This window comes from Candidatus Proelusimicrobium excrementi, assembly GCF_937881865.1.
Taxonomy (GTDB): domain Bacteria; phylum Elusimicrobiota; class Elusimicrobia; order Elusimicrobiales; family Elusimicrobiaceae; genus Proelusimicrobium; species Proelusimicrobium excrementi.
The window spans coordinates 1-20,855 of record NZ_CALGEO010000014.1 but is presented as its reverse complement, the minus strand read 5'-3'; the positions used below and the strand labels follow the sequence as shown (position 1 = coordinate 20,855).

Genomic DNA, 20,855 nt, shown 5'->3' with positions numbered 1-20,855 from the left:
TATTTGCAAAGGAATTAAAATTATAAAAAGTAGGAAATCCGCAAGCTTATTTTGAAACGGCCTTATAAAGCTTATCGGCCAATTTGTCTATAAGCTGGTCCCCTTCCAAATCCGTTATCTTTTTAAGATAGACCGAGCTTTGCGCTTCACTCGCGCCCAAGCGCTCCAATGAAAGATACTTGATAAAAAGAGCCAATTTATCCCGGCCGTCTTTTAGGAGTACGGCGTCGGCCATTTTGCCGCCTTCGGCGGCGGTGTCTTTGTCAAAGGCAAGCCAAAGGGCTTTCGTCAGATAAATATCCGTACGTTCAGGGGCTTTGTCCAAAGCCATGTTCAAATATTTAAGAGCGTTTTTTTCGTCGGCGGAATTTTTGTAAATTTTAGCGATGAGCATAAGCGTATCTGGCGTTTCTTCCGCGGACAGGGACTTAAAAGCCAGCTCCAAAGCCAAATCGGAATGATTGGAAAAATACTGCGCCATGGCGTAATAATAAAAGAAAGAAGAGGGCAGCTCTTCCCCTGCGGAAGCTTCTTCGTATTCTTTAAAAAACATTGTCGCGCGGGAGAAAAACCCGTCCTCGTAATGGGCCCGCGCCAATCCTAAAACAGCGTCTTTGTTGGCTTTGTTTATCGCCAAAACTCTGCGGTAAATTTCCTTCGCGTTATCGGTAAGGCCGCCTATAAGATATATCCCGCCCAAAGCGATGTTTACGTCTTCGTCTTTAGGCAGAAATTCAACGGCTTCGTTATAAACCAGCAAGGCTTTATCGTATTGACCTTCGGCTTTGTACGCCCCTCCAAGGAAGAGATATACCTTCTTAAGCCTTTTTTTGGAAGCGGAAGGATATTTTACAAGAAACTCGCGGCTGATTTCTTCCGCCGTTTTATAATCGCCCTCGGCATAAGCGGCGCTGACCTGTTCTATCATCTCGTTTTGCGCGGCGCGCGCGGTAAAACCGAACAGAGCTTCCGCCCTGACAAAAGGGAAGAATAATAAAAAAGCGGCTAAAACAAAAGAAATTTTATTTAAGCACATAATTCACCGAATATAAAAGCAAATTATCTTTCATCGCGTCCAAAGAAGTATAAGCCGAACGCGCGCCGATTTCCACGGCTTTTAAAGACTGCCTGGGATCAAAGGAATGAATATCCCCCACACGTGATTCTATAAGGAAATTAGCGCTCTTTTCGGAGTTTTCCGTAAGGAAAGCCCCCCTTAAATCGCCGGTTCTTATTATATATCCCAAAATGGTGGTAGGCACGCTTTTTGAATAGTCCGGCAGGGAAAATACCGCCAAAACCCAGTCCGCACCCATTTCTTTGACCAAGTCGACAGGCATATAATCAACAACGCCGCCGTCAACCAAATATCTCTGTCTGTATTCTACCGGCGCAAAAATGCCGGGCAGATTCATACTGGCTCTTACCCCTAAAGCAACCGGCCCGCTGCTGAAAACAACTTTTTCCCCCGTTTTAATATCAGCCGAAACGCAGGCGAAAGGTATGGCCAAATCTTCATAATATACGGAACCTATTTCCGCGTCTATAAAATCCTGAAAGTTTTCCGAAGAAAACAACCTGTTCCCGAAAACGTATTTAATGACGCCGAGTACGCTTAAGTCTTTGGAAATATAGGAAAGCTTAGGGTTGGTGGCCAAATCAAGCATGCGGGCTTCGCTGACGCCGGCCGCAAACATTGAACCGACTATACACCCCATTGACGTACCGGACATATAATCTATCGGCATACCGCTGGCTTCAATAACTTCCAGCGCGCCTATGTGGGAAAACCCCCTTACGCTGCCGGCGGAAAGCGTAACGCCTATTTTGGGGCGTTTGTTATTTGGCAGATTTATGAAACCCTGCCAAAGAAATTCCCTCAAAATATCGTTTTCTTTCTTATCGCCGATAACACCGCAGGCGGCAAAAGGATTTAAGAAGGAAAGCGCGAGAAAAATAAAAATCAATGATTTTAACTTCATCAAATCTATTCTCTTATGTCTTGTCCGACCGCAAGTTCCAGCCTGGCCAAAGCGAGCATATGTTCTTTTATCCCCTCAAGATAGTCAACGCCGGCTTCATAATAATAATTAAATACTTTTATGGCTTCTTCTTTGCTGAGAGTGTTGTAATTCAGGCCGCCGAGTTCTTTATTGATGGTATCCCAAGTGCTTATCCTGACAGCCGTTTCATCTTGCCAGAACATAAGGTTATTGTAAGCTTCAAGCACTTCCGAGCGGATTGCGTCTTCTATTGCGGCCCTTTTAAGATTGCTTTGACGCTGTTCGGCTCTTTTTTGTTTGAGCTGGGTGCCGTAGTCATATCCAAACGGCAGTTTTAAAGCCAAAGTGGCTTGGAAATTTTCGTCCTTAAGGTTATCTTCCCCCTGACGGTCATAACCGACGCCGAGCAAAATATTGGGGTAACGCCTGGCCAAAGATAATTTTACGGAAATATTATCCATTTCCAATTTATATAAAGCGCTTTTAAGCTCGGGGCGGAATTCCATTGCCCAAAGCGTAGCTTTTGCCAAATCTACGTTTATGGGGTTAAAATCAAACTCCCCGCTGATTACGACTTTGCTGTTAAGTTCTTTGTTTAGAACGTTTATAAGCTTTAAATTGGCGGAAGAAAGCTCTTCCTTCAAAGCGGCAAGTTTGCTGTTCATCTTGGCCAGCTCCGCCTGAACCAAAACTCTTTCCCACTGTTTATAGTGTTTGCCAGTTACGTATTTTTCCGCTTTGCTTACCATATCTTTAAGCAAAGCTTCTTTGCGCTGTAAAAACAACTGCTGGAAAAAGGCTTCTTTCACTTGGTAAATCACGGCGTATTTTACGGCTTCGTAGCGGCTCATGGCTTCTTTAAGGCCGGCGTTTGCCATGCTGACCGTGCTGGAAGTTCTGCCGCCGGTGTAAAGGTACTGCGTGGCGGAAACGCCTACGCCGTAAAACAAATCTTCCGTGTTATGATTCTTGGCCGGGGCGATATATCTAAGGCCTAAATTATCGGGCAGAACTATAGGCGAATCCAAATTATATCCTGTAGCCGCGGCGTTAAAGCTGATTTCCGGCAGATAGAGGAACTTGGCTTCCTTTAAACGCTGTTCGGAAATAACGACGTCCTGTTCGGTAAGAAGAAGGTTATAATTGTTTTCCAAAGCAAGGCGGATTGCGTTTTCCAGAGAAAGAGGATCCTTGTCGTCCGTGGAATATTTAATTCTGTATTTCTGCGCTCCGGCCAAACCGGCGCAAAAACACAGGCACGTTAAAAAAAGGATTATTTTATTTTTCATCTTTATGTTCTCCGTCCGCATTTTCTGATTTGTCCAAAGATTCAAGCATAAGATTAAATTCTTTTTCCAGGCTGCGCAGGCCATCGCCGTCGCGCAAATGAATACGCACTTTATAATTGCCTTTGGCTATTTCCCTGCAGGTGCTTTCAAAACGATAAAGCGGCCCGGCTATTCTGTTTGACAAAACAGCCGCCAAAATCGCCACCACGGCAAAAAATATTATCAGTTTTATTAAAGCCAAAGGCAGAATTCTTCCGCTTTGTTCCATAAGTTCCTGAAGCAAAACGGGATGAGCGTGGAAGAAGGTTTGAGTCAGGCTGAGGAACTCATAAACGCACATCATAACGCAGAATAAAGCCAAAAGCAAAGCTAAAAATACAAATTTAAGCTGCATTTGCTTCTTTATAAAAATTATGCTTCGTTTATACGGTTTTTTGGTATCGTTCATATTTATAAACTGCAAGTATATTTAAGCTGGGCAATGCGTTCGGCCTTGCCGTTAAAATTGCGCACAGCAAAATCCAAAGCGAAATATTCCGTAATATATATTCTTCCGCCGGCGTTAAGACGGGAATCTTTAAAATTATGGATATTATCCCACTCAAACATTAAATTGACGGCGTCTTTAATATTATAAGCCAACGAAGCGAAACCGGCCAGTTTATCAAATTCAAAATCGTCAACGGTTACGTTTAAGCCGGGATTAAATATAAGGCCGGGCGTAAAAATTTCCTTCGTGGCGGCTAAATACAAGCCCTTTGCTTTTTGTTTGTATTCGTCTTTATCGTGATCGTAGTAAAAACCTTGATTGTCAAAACCGAGAGCAAAAGCCGGCAAAACCTCGCTGCCGTCATAAAAGCGGTATTTCAGCTGCAAAGCAGGCACGAGGAGCTTAAGGTCCTCGTTATTTTCCCCTATAAGATGTTCCACCGTAAAAGAAGCCCCTATGCTAAGGCGGTTAATTACGGTAAAATCAAAATAGGTGAGCACGCCGCCGCCGCTGAAAAACCTCGTCCTTAAGCCGAAATCCCTTAAAGCCAAAACTTCCGCAGTAGGAGTATCGATAAGGTAAGTGTCGCTCTGCATGGCGCACAAAGGGCCCGCGCCCAAAACAAGCACGGACAAAATATAAAATATCCTTTTAAGCATGGTTTAATCCAAGAAGATTCTGGGATCTCTTATATTTTCCGGCTCAAGTATAAGCCTGATATTATCAAGGCGGTAAACTTCTTTGGTGGCCATAAAGTCGTTGCGGTCATGGGGGAATTCAAGCATTACTTTATCTTCGCTTAATTTATCCAAATTGTAAACCACGCCTTTGCGCCACATATCGGTGCGGCTGTTTTCATCCTGTTTTTTGGGGTTCCAGTGATTTACCAAAACCACCAAACCTTTTTTAAGTTCATAGCCTTCGGCCGGGCGGGTTTTGAGGATGATATCCTTGGTTTTTATCGTTTGGCCTTCTTTAGGGCCGTTTTTAAATTCCGCTTCGTACCAGCCTTTATTATCCGGGCCGGAAATCTTTTTGCCCAAAGCGTAATAGGCGTAAAATTTATCTTCGTACATAAACGGGATAAAGGCGGAGTACCTCATTTGATTTTCATAAGAGGCTTTTTTGGAACGGTTATAAGGTTCTTCCTCATAAGCGTCGCTCTTTTTATTCCCGCTGCACGCACCTAAAAATATAGCGCCGCATAAAACGGCTAAAAGTAAAAATGACTTTTTCATTATATCCCTCCGTAAATGTTATCGCCTTTTAAATCCTGGGCGACGATAAGCGGAAAATCCTTAACTTCCAGCTTGAAGACGGCTTCCGCTCCCAATTCCTTATAAAGTACGGCTTCGCTTTTCAAAACGCTTTTGGCGCATAAAGCGCCCAATCCGGCATAAGCGAGGAAATAAACCAATCGGCCTTGCATACTTTTATTCGCCGCGGCGGAACGCTCGCCTTTGCCTATAATACCAATTATACTTGTTTTTTTGATTAATGTAGGCGTATATTTATCCATACGCGCGCTTGTGGTTGGCCCGCAGCTGCCGCAAGGCCTGCCCGGCCGCGCAGGAGTGGGACCCATATAATAGATTACCGCCCCGTTTAAAAAAGACGGCGCCCGCCCGGAACAGATAAGTTTGGCGTGGGCTTTGTCCCTCAGCGAGTAAATCGTCCCGCTAAGCAAAACCTCCTGCCCGGTTTTAAGCTTCTTAAACTTTTCTTTATCCTGAGGCAGAGTTATTTTTATCATATTTCGCCCTCTTTAAAACGGTGGCTGTGGCAGCAGACGTTCACGGCAACGGGAAGGCTTGCCATATGGCAAGGAGCGGTTTCAATATATACGGCCAAAGCGGTGGTTTTGCCGCCTAAGCCCTGCGGTCCTATTTTAAGAGCGTTCACGCCTGAAAGCAGTTCTTCCTCAAAAGCGGCGTAAAGCTTATTTCTGTTTTTTGATTTGCGCGTAAGGGCTTTCTTCGCCAAGAAGGCGCATTGTTCAAAATCCCCTCCGATACCTACGCCCAAAGTAAGGGGCGGGCAGGCTTTTGCTCCGGCTTCTTTCACGGTTTGGACTATAAAATCCGATATTTCTTTTTTGCCGTCGGCCGGGGCAAACATTTTAAGGCGGCTCGTATTTTCCGCTCCTCCGCCTTTAAGCAAGACTTTAACTTTAATTTTGTCGCCTTTTACAAAAGAAATGTGCAAAACCGCAGGAGTGTTATCCGTGGTATTTTCCCTTTTAAACAAAGGGCAGGATACTATCGATTTACGCAAGTAACCTTCTTTAAAGCCTTTTCTTACGCCGGCGTCAACGGCTTTGTTGACGTCGCCATCAATAAAAACGTTTTGGCCTATTTCCAAAAACACCACGGCCGTGCCTGTGTCCTGGCAAAGAGGATACAAATCCTTGCGGGCCGTTTCGGTGTTTTTCAAGATAAGTTTAAGCAAGTTTGCCGGCAGGCCTTTTTCTGACGAAGCCGCCCGTTTTAAAAGCTTTATTTGGTTAGGCGGAAGATTATGCGCCGCCTCTATGCACAATGCGGCTACCAGAGAAGTTATTTTTTCGGCTTGTATAATTCTCATGCTTCTTTTAAAGCCTCTTTCAACGCGGAGCTTATTAACGAGGCAGGCAGTTTTTTTATATATCCGCTCTTATACAAATCCCCGCTTAAACGGCGGGAAGCTTTAATATCCGCTTTTGCGCGTTTGTAAGCTTCTTCCGGCGTAATATTTTCCTGCGCAAGGCCTTCTTTCAAAGCTTGTTTTACCACGGCCTTAACTTGTAAAGGATAGACTTCCGGGTCATACATATCCGGCAATATTTTTTCTTTTTTAAGGCCTTTGGCCGCGGCGCAGGAAGCTATCGCTTCGGCGGAGGCAAGAGCCATAGTGTCCGTAATGGCTTTGGCGCGGCATAAAAGAACGGCTTTTAAAAGCCCGGGGAAACATAAAGAATTGTTTACCTGATTGTGGAAATCACCCCTTCCGCTCCCGGCGATAAAAGCGCCCGCCGCCAAAGCTTCGTCAGGATATATTTCCGGCACGGGATTGGCGCAGGCAAACACTATGGCCTTTTTAGCCATTAGTTTTATCCATTCCGGCTTAATCGTACCCGGCCCTGGTTTGGAAAGAGCTATAAGCACATCGGCGTTTTTGAAAGCTTCTTCCTGAGTTTTTACTCCGTTTTTATTTGTTTTAAGGCACAAATTCCATTGACGGTAAAAATCGGGATTGTTTTTAAGATCGGTTCTGTTTTTGTTTAAGGTTCCGGCCGAATCAAACATCACGATATCGCCGCCGTTTGCGCCCAAAAGCATAAGATATTTGGCGACGGTGCTGTTGGCCGCGCCCGCCCCGTAAAGCACTATTTTGATTTTATTGATTTTTTTGCGGGCTAATTTTAACGCGTTTATCAAAGCCGCGCAGGTAACGCAGGCCGTGCCTTGGGCGTCGTCGTGCCAAACGGGAATAGAACAAGTTTTTTGAAGTTCGTCCAAAACCCTGTAGCAATTAGGCTGGCTGATGTCTTCAAGATTAATCGCTCCGAAAGTGGGCGCGACCATATGCGCGAAATCTATTATTTTTTCGGCCGAAGGTTTGCCGTCCGCGCCGCGGCTGTTTATGCAAACGGGGAAAGCGTCAAATCCGCCCAAATACTTCATCAGCATGGCTTTGCCTTCCATTACGCCCAGCCCGCCTGGCGGCGTACAGTCCCCGTCGCCCAAAACGCGAGTGGAATCGCTGAGTACAAGCGCGCGCCCGCCCCTGCCGCTTAAAGCAAACGAGGCTGCGTTATCGGCCCTTACCGCCGTGGAAACGGAAGAAACGCCGGGCGTATACCAAACGCTCAGCCAAGCTGGAAGCATAGGCCCCGCTTTTGGAATTACGGCTATTTTGCCGCCGTAAAATTGATGCGCTTTTAAAGCCAGTTTTTTAAAGAAAAGAGTTTTTGCCTTTAACCTCTTTTCCAGAGAATATGTTTTAGGCAAAAACTCTTCCAAATTGCTAAGATCTGATTTCAATTTCATTTTATGGACGAACACTCCGCTTTTTATCAAGCGGAGGTATGTGTTTTAACTCTATCAGCGGGCAGAGGCTTCCCTTGCCGCTTTCGCAGCCAAAATGCGCTGCGTTTCCTGATCCATATTGTTCAGCCTTTCGGCTATTTGCCTGACGGCCGATTGTTTTTCCAAATCGCCGGGATTTATAAGAACCGTTCTGCCTACGTAAGCCTCGGCTATAGCCGGGGAGGTCGTAAGTATAATAGTATTTTTATTATTGGCGTTAACAATAAACTCTTCTCTGTCAATACCGTTAAAAGCCCCGTCGGAGGAAGGTATATTCTGCCTACCCTGAACATAGCTGTTAAAGCCGATAATGTTAATCCCGGCCGCGGCTATAGAACCTTCACTGGGCGTAGCCCTTAAATGCCGTCCGTCAACTTCAACTTTTCCCAAATCCACCAGTACTTGCTTGGAAGATATTTCTTCCTTTAAAACGGGAACATTGTCAACCGGTACAGGCTTTCCGGAGCAAGATTCCACTTGTATTTTATCGGCGGGGTCTTTTCCTTGCAACAAATCGTTTTTTACGGTCAAATTCCTTATGGGCAACTGCTGCAAAGATTCGGGCTCATCGGCGAAAGGATTACAAAACCTGGCCATGTTGCTGTCCCAATCCTTTACACTAAATGTGCTGTCTTCCGCAGAGGGGACAACCGGCTCGGGTATGTCTGCCCCTTCGCCGCCGAGATTATCTCCGCCGGGTACGCTTCCCGAGCTCCCGTCCGCACCGCCTTGGTCTGAACCTTGCCCCTCACCGCCGGAGCCGATACTTCCGCCGGAGTTCTCATTTCCTTTCTCTTGACCGGATTTATCACCGCCGGGGATTTTAATATCCGGGCCGGGCAAATAAGAGGATCCGCCGGATGCTTCCCCGTTTGAAGAAACATTATCACGGACTGACTTGGAAATATCTTTAACTTTCGCGTTTATATCGGAAGAAGTTTTGGCAAAAAGTTCTCCCAAATCCTGAGCGTTACGGTCATCTTCGGTAAAGTTCGCTCTGGAATTGGAAAAACCGCCGTAAGTTGCCCCCGAATTGGCGCGGGCGGAATTATAACCGCCTTTATTTGAATTGCGGCTGGCTATGCCCGTATAAACACGGTTAAATTTAACACCGTTCAAAAAAGAATCGCTTATATCCGCCGCCCAGCCGGGTGTAGACACCATGCCGGGAACGCCGTTTCTGAAAGATTCCAAACGCCCGTTTTCCGCGGAAGAAATATTTTGCTCCTCTCCTCCGGCAACAGCTTTCTTTGCAGGTGCGCTTCCGTCAACCTTTTTCATTACGTTGCTGTAAACCTGTTTGGCTTTTGTGCGGTTTTCATAAGATTCGACGGAAGAACTTTCATATAAGCCTTTTACCGGGGCGTTATCGTGTACGGTCTGCTTCATTGAGGAGTAACCGCCGGCATATCCGCCGCCGGAAGGCAAAGCGTTGACGGAACCGCCCGAACGATCACCGCCCTGATTGCCGGCGTAAGAAGAACGCAAAGAGCCGGCCTCTTCGGAACCGTTAAACAGCATTGCCATAGCATAATACAAATCTTCGTCGCCGCCTTCATTGCCTGCGTCTGCATAAACGCGCGGAGCTTCCTGCCGATTCTCGGGCGCGCCAAAAAATGCGCGGCCGTACATTTGTTTAAATCTTTTGCCGTATCTTGTAAAAATATTTTCCTTGGAGGGAGTTTCTTCCTCCAGTACGGGCAGTTCTTCCCCTTCGTATCCGTCGGGATTAAAGCCGTAAGCATCCTTAAAAGAACTCTTTTGGGCGGGTTTTTCTTCGTCATAAAAAGCGGGTAAAAGCAAAAACACTAAAAAACCGCCTAAAATTATTTTTAAAATTAAACTTTTAGACATAAATTTCCCCTTCCTATAATTATATTAAACTCCGCAGCCCGAGCAATTATTATTCCCCGGAAACTTTTTTATTGGTCTGCGACATGGCCTTTATAAATTCCTGTTTAAGAACATCGTCGGACATAACTCTTTCGCTGACGACCGTCCTAAGGGAATCTATAACGTATTCAATATCTTCCGGCACGCCTGAAGAAAGCCTTTCTTCTTCAATAACGGAAACGTTTTTAACCCCGGCTTTTATAAGGGTTTCGCGGACTTTTTCGTCGTTAACCACTACGATGTTATTGTTGCCTTTCGTTCCGACTTTGTTTAGGAACTCTTCCGAAGGCATCTCTTGATAGGAATTTTCTGCGGAAGCCCCGGCTACAAAATCAGGCGCCATATTCGGCGCGTATACATACAGGAAAGAGGACGGAGAGGCTATCATAATATTATTTTGGTTTTTCCTGGCTTTGCCCAAGTAAAAAACCATTTTCGGCATTCTTTTGTTGATTTCCGCATTTGCGCCTATCATTTGGATATATTTATTGTTTTCCGATCTTTTTGCGTCAAGTTTGGCGTAGCGGTTTTCCAAATCGGTGGTATCCAAGAACTCGCCGGTTTCGGGATTGCCCATAGCCTCAACCATATTTCCTATGCCGGTTCTGCTAAAAAACACCTCGGAGAAGTTAACCTCTTTAGGCTGGCCGTTCTCGCCGACTTCCATCCACGGAACCCTTGGATAAGCCACATAAATACCGTTGTCTACGGGATTCTTCTTAAAGAGGCTTTCAGGAAGAGGCGCGGGAGAAAACACTTTTACCAACCCCTCATCGTTTTTTAGACTTTGTATTTTCTCATCTGCAGATTGCACTTCAGCCAGATTACGTTCACTTCTTCCTCTTGACAAATTAAGTTCTATTTCCTTTAAATTCAAATTGCCCTTTATACCGTATTTATTAAGGAATTCCGCCATAGAATGGGAACCTATCGGCGTTCTTGTAAAAGCCAATACCGCACCGGGGGCATTTTGATATTCCATGGGGATTTCGTTGGGGATTTCGGTACGCTTAGACGGAGCGAGAAAGCTAATAGAAGCATTGCTTGAATTGGCGATAAGCTCCTTTGAAAGGTTTTGTTCGGGGCCGGAGTCTTCGGAGGGATTTTCGTCGGAACCCGATGAATCGGAACTGCTCAAATTCTCTTTAATTTTAGAAGACAAACTGTCGTATGCGTCTTCAATATTATCCATGGAAAACTTACCCGCATGCCCGCCGCGTGAGGAAGAATAAGATCCCCCGCCGGAAGATTCCCCTTTCGAAATTATCCTGGCGCCGCGGTAATAATTGCCGCCGGTGCCGGCCAAATCGGAGGCCAAGAGAGGAGTTTGCCTGCCGGGCAAAGATTCCGGCGACACATATTTAACGTTTAAACTCCCGTCCGGAGCGCGGAAATAAGCCGCCGTCAAGCCTTGGCGGGCGGCGTTTTCCTTATGGAATTTACTTAAGGCGTTTTCTATTTCTCTGCGTTTGGAAAGGGAAGGATAATTGCCGTTTTTATAAAATTTGCCGTCAAATTCGTAACCTTCTTTGGAAGGTTTAAGAACCATACCGCTTCTTGTTTTTACCGTACCGTCCTCAACGGAAACTGCAGCGGCTTTGGCGTAAGCCGCGCGGATTGCTTCAAGATCTTCGGCGGATGCGCCGCCGTTGGCAGCCTCGGCGGAAGAAGAAGCGTCTTTAGAAGCGGCAAAAAGCCCGCTGAGCTCCGCGCCGAAAAGTTCCTCGTCATTAGCTGCTGAAGAGGCGTTTGCGGCAAAAGACTTCCTGCCGCCGGCGGGGGCTTTCTTTTTAAAACCGTAAAAATCCGCCACCTTATTAAAATATTTAGCTAAAGGGTTTTCCGAACCGACTACGGGCAAAACGCCGTCTTCCTCTATTGAAAGATTACCTTTTTTTGAGGAAGAACCTTCCTCCGTAGTGATAAAAGGAATCGCCAAAAACAGCGCAAAGGCGGCAAAAATCCATATAAAAATACTGCCTGTTTTTTTAGTTTTCATAGCCGCCTCCTTTTAAATGCGGTTAAATTAAATTATCAAAATGCAATCCCAAATCCGCAAGGGCTTTTTCTTTATACTGATTGTGTATTTTAAGCATTTTGATTATTTCCTGCTTGTATTTGAGATCCATCAATTCCGAGTAATAATTATTCTTAAAAATGTTTATTATTTCCTGATTCCCGCTTTTTAAGGCCAAATCCTTTGCGCTTTCGCCGTACTTATTCTTACGGCTTGCGCTGGCGCCTTTGCTTAAAAGATATTTAACCATTTCGACATTTCCGTTTTTTACGGCATACATAAGATGGGTATAATATTTATTTTCCCCGCCGTACTGGAAGTGATCGAAACCGCCGCCGCAGGATTCAACCAAATATTTCAAACACTGAAAATGATTATGCTTGGCGGCAATTAAAGTAAGGGTGTAATCAAGCCCGCTGCCGTCATAATCTTCCATATACATTCCGCCGCATAAAGACTCGCTTGTTCCGCATACGCAGCAGCCTTTAATCGCTTTTGCGCTTTGGCCGAACTTTTCAATTACGCGGCCCATGGTATATCTGACGCCGTTAATTTTACACGTATTATCATAAGGTCCCGCATTGGAAGGCAAAGCGCACAGGGTAAAAATAAAAATTACCGCCAAAGATAACATTGACTTTTTCATAAACAATTTCTCCAGAAATTAAAGAATATAAAAACGAAACTCCTATTAATAAAATTTATTAAATAAAAGTCTTTGATACAAGGGTACAAAGTCCTAAAAAAAGTTGGGACTTAAGGCCTACAAACGCTCAGTTCTTCAAGGAAAAGGCTATATCCTTCTTTTTATTGTCGAGTTCTGCCTGCTTAGCCGTTTCTATCTCGTTTACCGCCGAAGATGTCTGTTTATAAAAATTGTTTAAATTACGCGGCGTAACTATATATCTTTCAAACAAAGCCACTTTATAACCGTCTTTACGCAAGTTTTCCGCCAAAGGCTTTTCCGGCACTACCACCAAAACCTTGTTGCGGTCTATTTTATTTAAATCTACGGAACCGTTGTTTTCCACTTTGCGGACATTATTGTTAAGCAAACCTGCCGTTACCTGATAATAATAGCTGTTCTCGGGCATGGTCAGCATTGTATAAGGATCTTTTTGCCCGTTAATCATAACCAAAGCGGTGCTTTCCCCTTTTGTGGAAGCGGCTATAATATCTTTGTTTTCGGCGTATTGCATATCGCTTTCCGTCCAAAGGCCTCTTGTTTTTTCATCTTTCTCGCTGATAATGTTGGAGTTAGCCCTGATAAAAGCGTTTCCCGGCCTGTCATCTATGGAATTGGGCAGAATCCACGGATCCTTCACCGGTATATTTTTACTTCCGGCGACTCCTTGGAAACTCAGCCCGCCCAAAAGTTCGTCCGTCATGGCGCGGCGGGTAAGCTCGTCACTTGGAATAAAACCGGAACTTACGTCGCCTTTTTCAATTTTGCGGACAATCACATTCTGAGGAGCCGTCTGTTTATCCTTGGAAGGTTCCGGCGCGGGGTTCTCGTCCCAATTATCGGCGGAAGCGTCGCCCCACTCGTCAAAAGAAACATCCGTTCCGTCGGTGGACAATGAAATATCCTGTTCCGTCTTGGCGTCCGTTACGCTTATGGATTTATCGCTTAAAATAGGCTGAATGTTCTGAAGTTTATAAGCTTTTGGAATACGGCTTTCGGCGTTTTCCGTGCGCTGGCCGGGAGATCCCCCGGAGGAAGAATTAAGATTGCCTTTAAGGTCCTCAAATCCGCTGTTATCGGAATTAAAATCATAAGGGCCTATGGAAAATTTATCTCTGCCGGAGCCGAAAGACGCGTAATTTGAACTTCCGCTTTCCGAAGAGGGCAGCGAAGCCCGTCCGTGGGAAAACCCGGTCAAAGAACCGTGCCCGGAACTGTTTTTGTTTACGGTTTCAGTGCGAGGAATATTTTGCCCGGAAGATCTCGCACGCGTATTTCCCGGATAAGCGGAGGCGGTATAAACTTTCCCTGCTCCGGCCGCGCCGCGCTCGTTTCCCGATGAGTAAACGGGTTTTACAACCCTGCCGCCGTTTGCCAAAAAGGATTTTAAAGGCACGGGTCCGCCGCTGGTAATTACGTATTTGTTGCCGTAATGATCGGGCATTATTTTATAGAGATTGCCGTTAAGTTCCGCCATATCCGGGGCGGAAGGCCTTGCGTAGCCGTTTGAAGAACTCGCCCTGAGGTTTTCAGCCTCGGAAAAGCGTTCCGGCGCGGAAACGATTTTAACGCCGTTCTTTGTTTGCGCTTCGTTTTTTGTCGAATTTTGTCTTTTTAAGGAAGCCGTTTTAGCGTTTTCCGCTTCTTTAGCTGCGCCGGCTTTGACGTAAGGGCGTTTTTTGCGTTTTAATCTGTAAAAGGAGGATACTCTGTCAATTACCCTTGTAAAGACCTCGGGCTTTTCTTCTTCCTCTATGGAGTATTCGCCGAGGGGCGCGGAAGCTTTGCCTTTACCCTCATAAGGAACGAAAAAAGGCAAAATAAGAAACGCCACCACAAAGATGATAAAAGCGTAAACGCTGTCTACGGCATAGGATTTCATTAGTTTCCCTCCGCGGCTTATTTATCCATTATTCACAATTTTTACTTCTTTTGCAATATATTTTTTATATCAAACAAAGAAAAAGCCGCCTTTTAAAGCGGCTTTTTACTATATTACAAAATTATCATATCTTCCAGTTCCGGCCCGTTGGAGATAAGTTTAAGCTCCGGATACGGATAAGTGCTTTTCAGTATGGACTGCAAATGATCCAGAAACTTTCTTGCCTCCGGGGTAAAGTCTTCGTAACGGCTGACCGTACCGGCGTCATTGCCCGGGAACAAATCTATATGCGTTATGGCTATTTTTGTAGCCGTGTTGAGAATAACGGCTTTTCTGGCGGTATCGTCCTCAAAGCGGCCTATCCTTCTAAGACGTTTGCTGACGCTGCCGATTTCACAGCCCTTGCCGTGGTAAAGTTCAAGTTCTTTTTCGTCAAAAATTTCACTCGCCAAAGGGCCCGGGCCTACGCGGCTTACATAAGGCTTAAAAATAACCCAGCAGTCCCTCACGGCTTTGGGGCCGAGGCCGGCTTCGCCCAAAAAGGTGGAAGCCGTAGTATCGCGGGAAGTTACAAAAGGATATTCCCCGTGCAAAAGGGAAAGTTTTACGCCCTGGGTGCCTTCCACTAGTATATCTTCACCGGCGGCTAAGGATTTGTTTAAAAGTTCCGGCACGTCTTTAATAAATTCTTTAAGCAAAGGTTCGTCTTTGGCGAATTTAAGCTCTCTGCGTTCAATTCTTTCTTTGACGGCCTGGCCGAGCCCGGTGCCCACGCTGCCCACGGCCGACATAAAATGGCTGTCGCCCTTTTCCGCGGCGGTGTGCTTATCTTCTATTAGTACGGCCATAGGGTCAATTATCAGGCGGTCCCTTACGCCGGTAAGTTCGACTTCTTTCAAAAGCCAGTCCGTTTTGGTATACGCGCCCGCGCCAAGCACAAGCTTGGTCTTGGGGTTAAGAAAGCCCGAAGGGATATTCTTTAAAGTGTATTTGCTGCCTTTGTGCAAAACGGTGTGCCCGGCATTAGGGCCGCCGATACGCACGCAATAGCTGTAATTGCCTTTGTAAGAAAGATAAGCAGATATCTTTCCCTTTCCTTCATCGCCGGCCTGTCCGCCGGATACTATATCTATCATAAATTAACCTTCCTTGCGATTTTTTCCGCAAAACCAATATAGGTTTCCGCTTTTAAAGCCAGCAATTTCTTTTTTTGCGGCTCCGTTAAATCCAAACTTCTTATAAAATTATCCATATCTTCCGCGCTTACTTTTTTGCCGCGCGTAAAGTTTTTAAGTTGTTCGTAAGCGTCTTCCCGCCCAAAGACTCTGAGCAATGTTTGAACCGCTTCGGAAATAACTTCCGGGTGGGCGCGAAGCTCGGCCAAAGCGGATTCGCCGTCGGGCTTAATTTTGCCCAGCCCTTTTTTTAAAGACTTATAAGCCGTTAAAGAATACCCGAAAGCCGAACCTATATTCCTAAGCACCGTAGAATCAGATAAATCCCTCTGCAGCCTGGAAACCGTAAGCTTGCCGCCGAAAAAATTAAACAGAGCATTGGCCAAACCCAAATTGCCTTCCGCCTGTTCAAAATCTATCGGGTTGACTTTTTGCGGCATAGTGGAAGAACCCACTTCCCCTTTTACGGCGTTTTGCTTTATAAGGCCCGAGGAAATATAACGCCAAATATCCTGCGCGAAATCAATAAATATCATATTTACGCGGCGCAGATTGTCAAAAAGTTCGGCGTAAGAATCATGCGGGTCTATTTGAGTCGCCGCTTCCCATAAAAATATTTTGCTCTTGCGGCCTTTATTAAAATCCGCCGCAAACTTTTTGGAAAACGCGCGCCAATCAACTTCGCCGAAAGCCGCCGTATGCGCGCTGTAATTGCCTACTGCTCCGCTGAATTTAAAAGAAATCTGCTGTTTTTTAAGCTGTTTAAGCTGACGGGAAAGACGATATTCGAAAACTTTAAATTCTTTGCCGAAGGTCGTCGGCACAGCCGCCTGCCCGTGCGTGCGCGCCAGCAGGACGGTTCCCGCGTATTCGCGCGACATCCGACGCAGTTCGTCATCAAGGTCTTCCAAAGCCGGAATAAGGACTTTTTCCAAAGAGTCCCTTATCATCAATGCGTAGCAAAGGCTGTTGACGTCCTCGGAAGTTAAAGCGAAATGCAGCCACGGAGTATAAGATTTAAGCCCGTTTTCGGCAAAAAGAAAACGCAAATAATATTCCACGGCTTTTACATCGTGTCTGGTGGCTTTTACCCCTTTGAAGCCCTCGGTTTCTATTTGTTTTACCATCTGCGCCGCCCCGGGCAAACCGTCTGCGAAGGAAAGAATTTTGTTTCTCTGCGCGCGGCTAAGTTTAACAACGCCTTCATCGGCCAAAGCCAAAAGATACAGACATTCCGTTTTGATTCTAAGCAGTATAAGAGCGTCTTCCCCTATCAAAAGGGCCAGTTCGGAAACGGCGTTTTTATATCTTCCGTCCAAAGGGTTTAAAATCATACATTCCTATTATATTTAATTATTCAAAACTTGTCCTAGGACTTAGGGCCCAAGTTTTTTTGGGCCTTTATGCTCTTGTAGGCTTCTGTTCTTTAGTGTTATTATTAATATATAAAGAAAGACAAACCTTTACGAGGTGCGAATTTATGAAATTATTTATCAGATTACTGCTGGCGACGGCTTTAACTTTTTCTTATCCGATGCTTTCTTTGGCACAGGGCAAAGCGTCCGTTCAGGATTATTGCGGCGTGCCGGTAGGCGCTCAGACTACAAAGCTTTCGGCGGTATATCCCTATTTTAAGGAAGTTATGGTAACCAAACAGTTTCTTGAAAATCAAAAAGCGGCCGACCCGGTAAGATATGAGCTGAACGCAATAGACTGGAAAATCGAACGATTTGCGCAGAACGCAATAGACGAGGCAAACCAACGGAAAGAAATGATCCGCATACAAAGACAGCGACAGCGCTTTTTGGAAAGGGCCGTTCCCCAGGCCATTCCCCAGGACAATACCCGCATCGTGCGCCCCATTCCCTCCATTCCCCCCATTATCCCTGAGAGAATCACAAAAAAATCCAAAGGGCTTGACCAAGCTTTGCAACGCTCAAGACTATCCTCGGAAGAAAAAGCAATGGCCATCTTACATATACGCCGCGCGGAACTGACGAAAAAGCTTAACGCTTCCGGCGTATGGCGCAGACTCTACGAAGATAAAACCCTCACCAAATTAAGCGCACAGGCAAGAATAAACGAGGCTTTTGCTCTTTACAAACAATCCACCGATATGCTTGCATACGAGCAGCTCCCCGATTTTAAAAAATCTCCCAAACAAGTTCAGGCTTTAATAGCCACAGAGTTAAAATCTATAAACTCAAGATTAAAAGACGGCCCGCCTTACAAAAGTTTTATGTCGCTTCAAAAAGAGATTAACCGTATCAATAAAAATAAACGCGACGACGCCATTTTAATGACCATATTCACCTTGGTAGCTTTGAGGAAATTTAACGGCGCTTCAATCGCCGCGCCTTCTTCGGCTTTGGCTTTTTGGTCGCTGCCGAGATTCGCCTATTACGGCAAAAAAATATTAAACTTCATAGTCGTTGTGGCTATATACTCCGCCATTGACAGCGCCAATTTAGACGCAATAAATACTTCCTTTGAAGAAATGCTGACCAGATTTACCGTCTTGGAAGACAATATGGCCTTTCTGCAAAAGCTTATAAAAGACGGAGAAACAAACGTCTTCGGCAAGATTGAAGATCCCATTCCCTCAGCTTGGAGTAAAGATCCCTATGACACCGGCCACCAAACCGCTTTAAGAAGGCTTTACGGCCTGCGCGTCGTAGACACTTACTTACAGTATTCCACCGTGCATTATAAATTTGATTTGGCTATGCTTGACTTATTTAACTTGTTCTCGGATCAGCAAAACGTCATATTTGACGTTAATGTATTTGACCAATACAAAGCGCAGGACGGCAAATGGGTGCAAGTGCCCGGCAAAAGCAATTCCCTTAAGATAAATGCGTCTTCTTCTTTAGTGGACAGGGGAAAGAAAGGGGAGCCTTCCCTTTTGATACAAAACTTAAGCAAACTGCCGGCTTCCCTCTACTATAAAAAGACTTATTACATAAACATAGGAGACAGAAATACGCCTATTATGATGAAGGTAAACCCAAGCGGCATAATACGCACGAATGACGGGGTTTTAATGGACTGCAACTTTGATACCGGCAATCGTAAAACAAACAGATTCACCAATGAAACCCGCGGTAATAATATGGAATTTCTTTTAGACGGCGACTATTACATGAGGATCGAACCCGTAACAAACGTTTACGATATGGGATACAGAGGCAAACCGACAACATATGTTTTTGAGGACATCAATACCAGAGAACATTCCTGCGAAGGAAAGACTGTAGGCCTAAGGATCGTCTAAAACGAATATTGCATATTATACAAAAGGCCCGGCTTAAAACCGGGCCTTTTATTCTGCCGATTTATTAAAACTTTAAATACCGAAAACCTTTTTGCCTTCTTCCAAGATTTTTGATAAATGCTCCTCTCCTTTAAAAGTTTCGGCATAAAATTTTACTATCGCTTCCGTACCCGAAGGCCTTACAAGAAACCAGCTCTCTTCCAGATAAACCTTTACGCCGTCGCCGGTGCGGATTTTAAGAACCTTCTCCCCCGCGACTTCTTTAAGATAGGAAAGGCTTTCTTCCGTAAAACCCTTAAGTTTGGCTTTAACCTCATCCGTTACGGGCATATCAACGCGAGTATATACGGGATTGCCGTAAAGCTCGGTAAGCTGTTTGTAAAGGCCGGCGATATCCTGGCCGGTGGCGCTCATAATTTCAAGCAGTAAAAATACCGCAAGCAGGCCGTCCTTTTCCGTAACCCAATTCGTTACGGACATTCCCGCGCTTTCTTCCCCGGCCATTAAAAGCCGCCCGGAAAGCAAACCGTCGACAAAATATTTAAAACCGACGTTGACTTCCTCCACGCTTAAACCGCGAGCCGCGGCGATTCTGTCAATTAAGTGCGTGGTGCCTATCGTGCGCCCGGCGCAGCGCGCGCTTGAAGATTTGTTCTTGGCCGCCAAATAATCCAACATAACGCAAAGCGCGTGATTGGGCGGAAGAAGCCCGCCCTTTGCCGTAGCCGCGCCGAAGCGATCGGCGTCAGGGTCGCAGGCGCCGGCAAAATCATATTTGCCGCTCATTACCAGATCTATCAGCGGGGACATAGGATATTTTGACGAAGGATCCATGCGCGTTTTGCCGTCGTGGTCAAGCGGAATAAAATTAAAGGACGGATTTTGAAGCATGCTTACTATTTCCACATTATCCAATTTATATTTTGCTTTTACAGCCTGCAAAAAGGGCAGGCTTGTACCGCCCATAGGGTGCAAAGCCGCTTTTAAGCCGGATTTTTTGATTAAAGCAAAATTGATTTTCTCCCCCAAAGCTTTAACGTAATTTTCTATTACGTCCGGCTCTGATACAAGGTTCCGTTTTTTAGCTTCCTCAAGAGAAATAAATTTTATTTCCCCGGGGTTTTCCATATAGTAATTGGCGTATTTTTCTATTTTGGAAGTTATCACGGAATCGGCCGGCCCGCCGGTGGAAGGATTATATTTAAGCCCCATATCCTGCGGAGGATTATGGCTTGCCGTACCGTTTAAAGAAGCGCATGCGCGCTTTGACAAAATCTCATAGGAAAACACCGGCGTGGGAACGGGTATTTTGGGAAGCAGAACTTCCAAACCGTTGCCGGCCAAAACGCAGGCGCAGAGTTCTGCGGTAACCTTTGACATAAGCCTGGTATCCCCGCCGACAAGGATTTTGCCTTTTATATTTTCCTCAAGGTGCATTTTTGCGACGGCCTGCGCTATGGCCTTTGCGTGCAAAGCGCAAAAACCCGCGCCGAGCTCCCCTCTGTGGCCCGAAGTGCCGAATTTTACTTTTACAGGCTGATTTGACGGATTATAAAATTCCGTTTCCAACATTTTCAAATCTATGGTTTTAACAGGAAGTTTCCCCGCGTTTATATCTGTCATAAATATCCTCCATAATCTTTTTATATAATATATTAAATGAATTGGAAAGATATTTTGGGCGAAAAGACGGGATGCCGCCTTATTTTTAACGCCCCCATGACAGATTACACCACCTACAAAACAGGCGGCGCGGCCGAGGTTTTGGCTCTGCCGGAAAATGAAGAGCAAATACTTAGGCTTAAAACTTTCTGCGAACAGAAAAACGCGCCTTTCAGGATGATAGGGCTCGGCTCAAACATACTTGTAAGCGATAAAGGCCTGCCCGGCGTTATTTGCTGTTTAAAAAATTACGTCGGCATATCCATACGGGACGAGGAACTTACGGCTTTAGCCGGAACCCCACTTGACGAAGCGGCTTCGCTTTCCGTTGAAAACGGCCTCGGCGGACTTGAAAGCTTAAGCGGCATACCCGGCAGCTGCGGCGGCGCGGTTTATATGAACGCGGGCGCATTCGGGC

At 45.5% G+C, this 20,855-nt stretch carries 18 protein-coding genes; 2 read left to right on the top strand and 16 right to left on the bottom strand.

Annotation, left to right across the window (positions count from 1 at the left end):
* Window positions 1–46: 46 nt before the first annotated feature.
* The 15 genes from ACQY26_RS01190 to purB all read right to left on the bottom strand — a co-directional run bounded on the left by ACQY26_RS01190 (window position 47) and on the right by purB (window position 16,835).
* Window positions 47–1,036 carry a tetratricopeptide repeat protein gene (locus ACQY26_RS01190; RefSeq protein WP_428047260.1) on the bottom strand — a complete coding sequence of 330 codons (990 nt, stop codon included), beginning with the start codon at window positions 1,034–1,036 and terminating at the stop codon, window positions 47–49.
* Window positions 1,023–1,982 carry a patatin-like phospholipase family protein gene (locus ACQY26_RS01185; RefSeq protein ID WP_428047259.1) on the bottom strand — a complete coding sequence of 320 codons (960 nt, stop codon included), beginning with the start codon at window positions 1,980–1,982 and terminating at the stop codon, window positions 1,023–1,025. The genes ACQY26_RS01190 and ACQY26_RS01185 overlap by 14 nt, the downstream gene beginning before the upstream one ends.
* 5 nt (window positions 1,983–1,987) lie before the next feature.
* Window positions 1,988–3,292, bottom strand: a complete 1,305-nt coding sequence (locus tag ACQY26_RS01180) for a TolC family protein (RefSeq protein WP_428047258.1) — start codon at window positions 3,290–3,292, stop codon at window positions 1,988–1,990.
* Window positions 3,282–3,740 carry a HAMP domain-containing protein gene (locus ACQY26_RS01175; protein WP_428047257.1) on the bottom strand — a complete coding sequence of 153 codons (459 nt, stop codon included), beginning with the start codon at window positions 3,738–3,740 and terminating at the stop codon, window positions 3,282–3,284. Before ACQY26_RS01175 ends, ACQY26_RS01180 begins: the two co-directional genes overlap by 11 nt.
* A 2-nt stretch (window positions 3,741–3,742) precedes the next feature.
* Entirely contained in the window at window positions 3,743–4,441 is a 699-nt protein-coding gene (locus ACQY26_RS01170) for a hypothetical protein (RefSeq protein ID WP_428047256.1), read from the bottom strand.
* Window positions 4,442–4,444: 3 nt separating this feature from the next.
* Complete coding sequence (locus tag ACQY26_RS01165; protein ID WP_428047255.1) at window positions 4,445–5,020, bottom strand: hypothetical protein; 576 nt, start codon at window positions 5,018–5,020, stop codon at window positions 4,445–4,447.
* Entirely contained in the window at window positions 5,020–5,535 is a 516-nt protein-coding gene (locus ACQY26_RS01160; protein ID WP_428047254.1) for a FumA C-terminus/TtdB family hydratase beta subunit, read from the bottom strand. The genes ACQY26_RS01165 and ACQY26_RS01160 overlap by 1 nt, the downstream gene beginning before the upstream one ends.
* Window positions 5,532–6,365, bottom strand: a complete 834-nt coding sequence (locus tag ACQY26_RS01155; protein ID WP_428047253.1) for a fumarate hydratase — start codon at window positions 6,363–6,365, stop codon at window positions 5,532–5,534. Before ACQY26_RS01155 ends, ACQY26_RS01160 begins: the two co-directional genes overlap by 4 nt.
* Window positions 6,362–7,810: an NAD(P)-dependent malic enzyme gene (locus ACQY26_RS01150; protein ID WP_428047252.1), complete on the bottom strand. Its 1,449-nt coding sequence runs from the start codon at window positions 7,808–7,810 to the stop codon at window positions 6,362–6,364. The genes ACQY26_RS01155 and ACQY26_RS01150 overlap by 4 nt, the downstream gene beginning before the upstream one ends.
* 54 nt (window positions 7,811–7,864) lie before the next feature.
* A complete protein-coding gene (locus tag ACQY26_RS01145) occupies window positions 7,865–9,703 on the bottom strand; it encodes a hypothetical protein (protein WP_428047251.1) in 1,839 nt (612 codons plus the stop codon).
* Window positions 9,704–9,752: 49 nt separating this feature from the next.
* The gene (locus tag ACQY26_RS01140; protein WP_428047250.1) at window positions 9,753–11,741 is read right to left on the bottom strand and encodes a hypothetical protein; all 1,989 of its coding nucleotides are present in this window, start codon (window positions 11,739–11,741) and stop codon (window positions 9,753–9,755) included.
* A gap of 22 nt (window positions 11,742–11,763) precedes the next feature.
* Window positions 11,764–12,405: an ankyrin repeat domain-containing protein gene (locus ACQY26_RS01135; RefSeq protein ID WP_428047249.1), complete on the bottom strand. Its 642-nt coding sequence runs from the start codon at window positions 12,403–12,405 to the stop codon at window positions 11,764–11,766.
* Window positions 12,406–12,532: 127 nt separating this feature from the next.
* The gene (locus ACQY26_RS01130) at window positions 12,533–14,326 is read right to left on the bottom strand and encodes a hypothetical protein (protein ID WP_428047248.1); all 1,794 of its coding nucleotides are present in this window, start codon (window positions 14,324–14,326) and stop codon (window positions 12,533–12,535) included.
* Window positions 14,327–14,439: 113 nt separating this feature from the next.
* Window positions 14,440–15,462 (bottom strand): adenylosuccinate synthetase, encoded by a 1,023-nt coding sequence (locus ACQY26_RS01125; RefSeq protein ID WP_428047247.1) that lies wholly within the window; start codon window positions 15,460–15,462, stop codon window positions 14,440–14,442.
* On the bottom strand, window positions 15,459–16,835 hold the full coding sequence (gene purB / locus ACQY26_RS01120) for an adenylosuccinate lyase (RefSeq protein ID WP_428047246.1): 1,377 nt from the start codon (window positions 16,833–16,835) through the stop codon (window positions 15,459–15,461). The genes ACQY26_RS01125 and purB overlap by 4 nt, the downstream gene beginning before the upstream one ends.
* A gap of 146 nt (window positions 16,836–16,981) precedes the next feature.
* Between purB and ACQY26_RS01115 the strand changes: the two genes are divergently transcribed.
* Window positions 16,982–18,775, top strand: coding sequence for a hypothetical protein (locus tag ACQY26_RS01115; protein WP_428047245.1), 1,794 nt, complete (start codon window positions 16,982–16,984; stop codon window positions 18,773–18,775).
* A gap of 72 nt (window positions 18,776–18,847) precedes the next feature.
* Here ACQY26_RS01115 and ACQY26_RS01110 read toward each other — a convergent pair whose 3' ends face one another.
* The gene (locus ACQY26_RS01110) at window positions 18,848–20,398 is read right to left on the bottom strand and encodes an alpha-D-glucose phosphate-specific phosphoglucomutase (RefSeq protein WP_428047244.1); all 1,551 of its coding nucleotides are present in this window, start codon (window positions 20,396–20,398) and stop codon (window positions 18,848–18,850) included.
* Between the two features lie 36 nt (window positions 20,399–20,434).
* Here ACQY26_RS01110 and ACQY26_RS01105 point away from each other — a divergent pair.
* The coding region (locus ACQY26_RS01105; protein ID WP_428047243.1) for an FAD-binding protein at window positions 20,435–20,855 on the top strand (421 nt) is incomplete at its 3' end.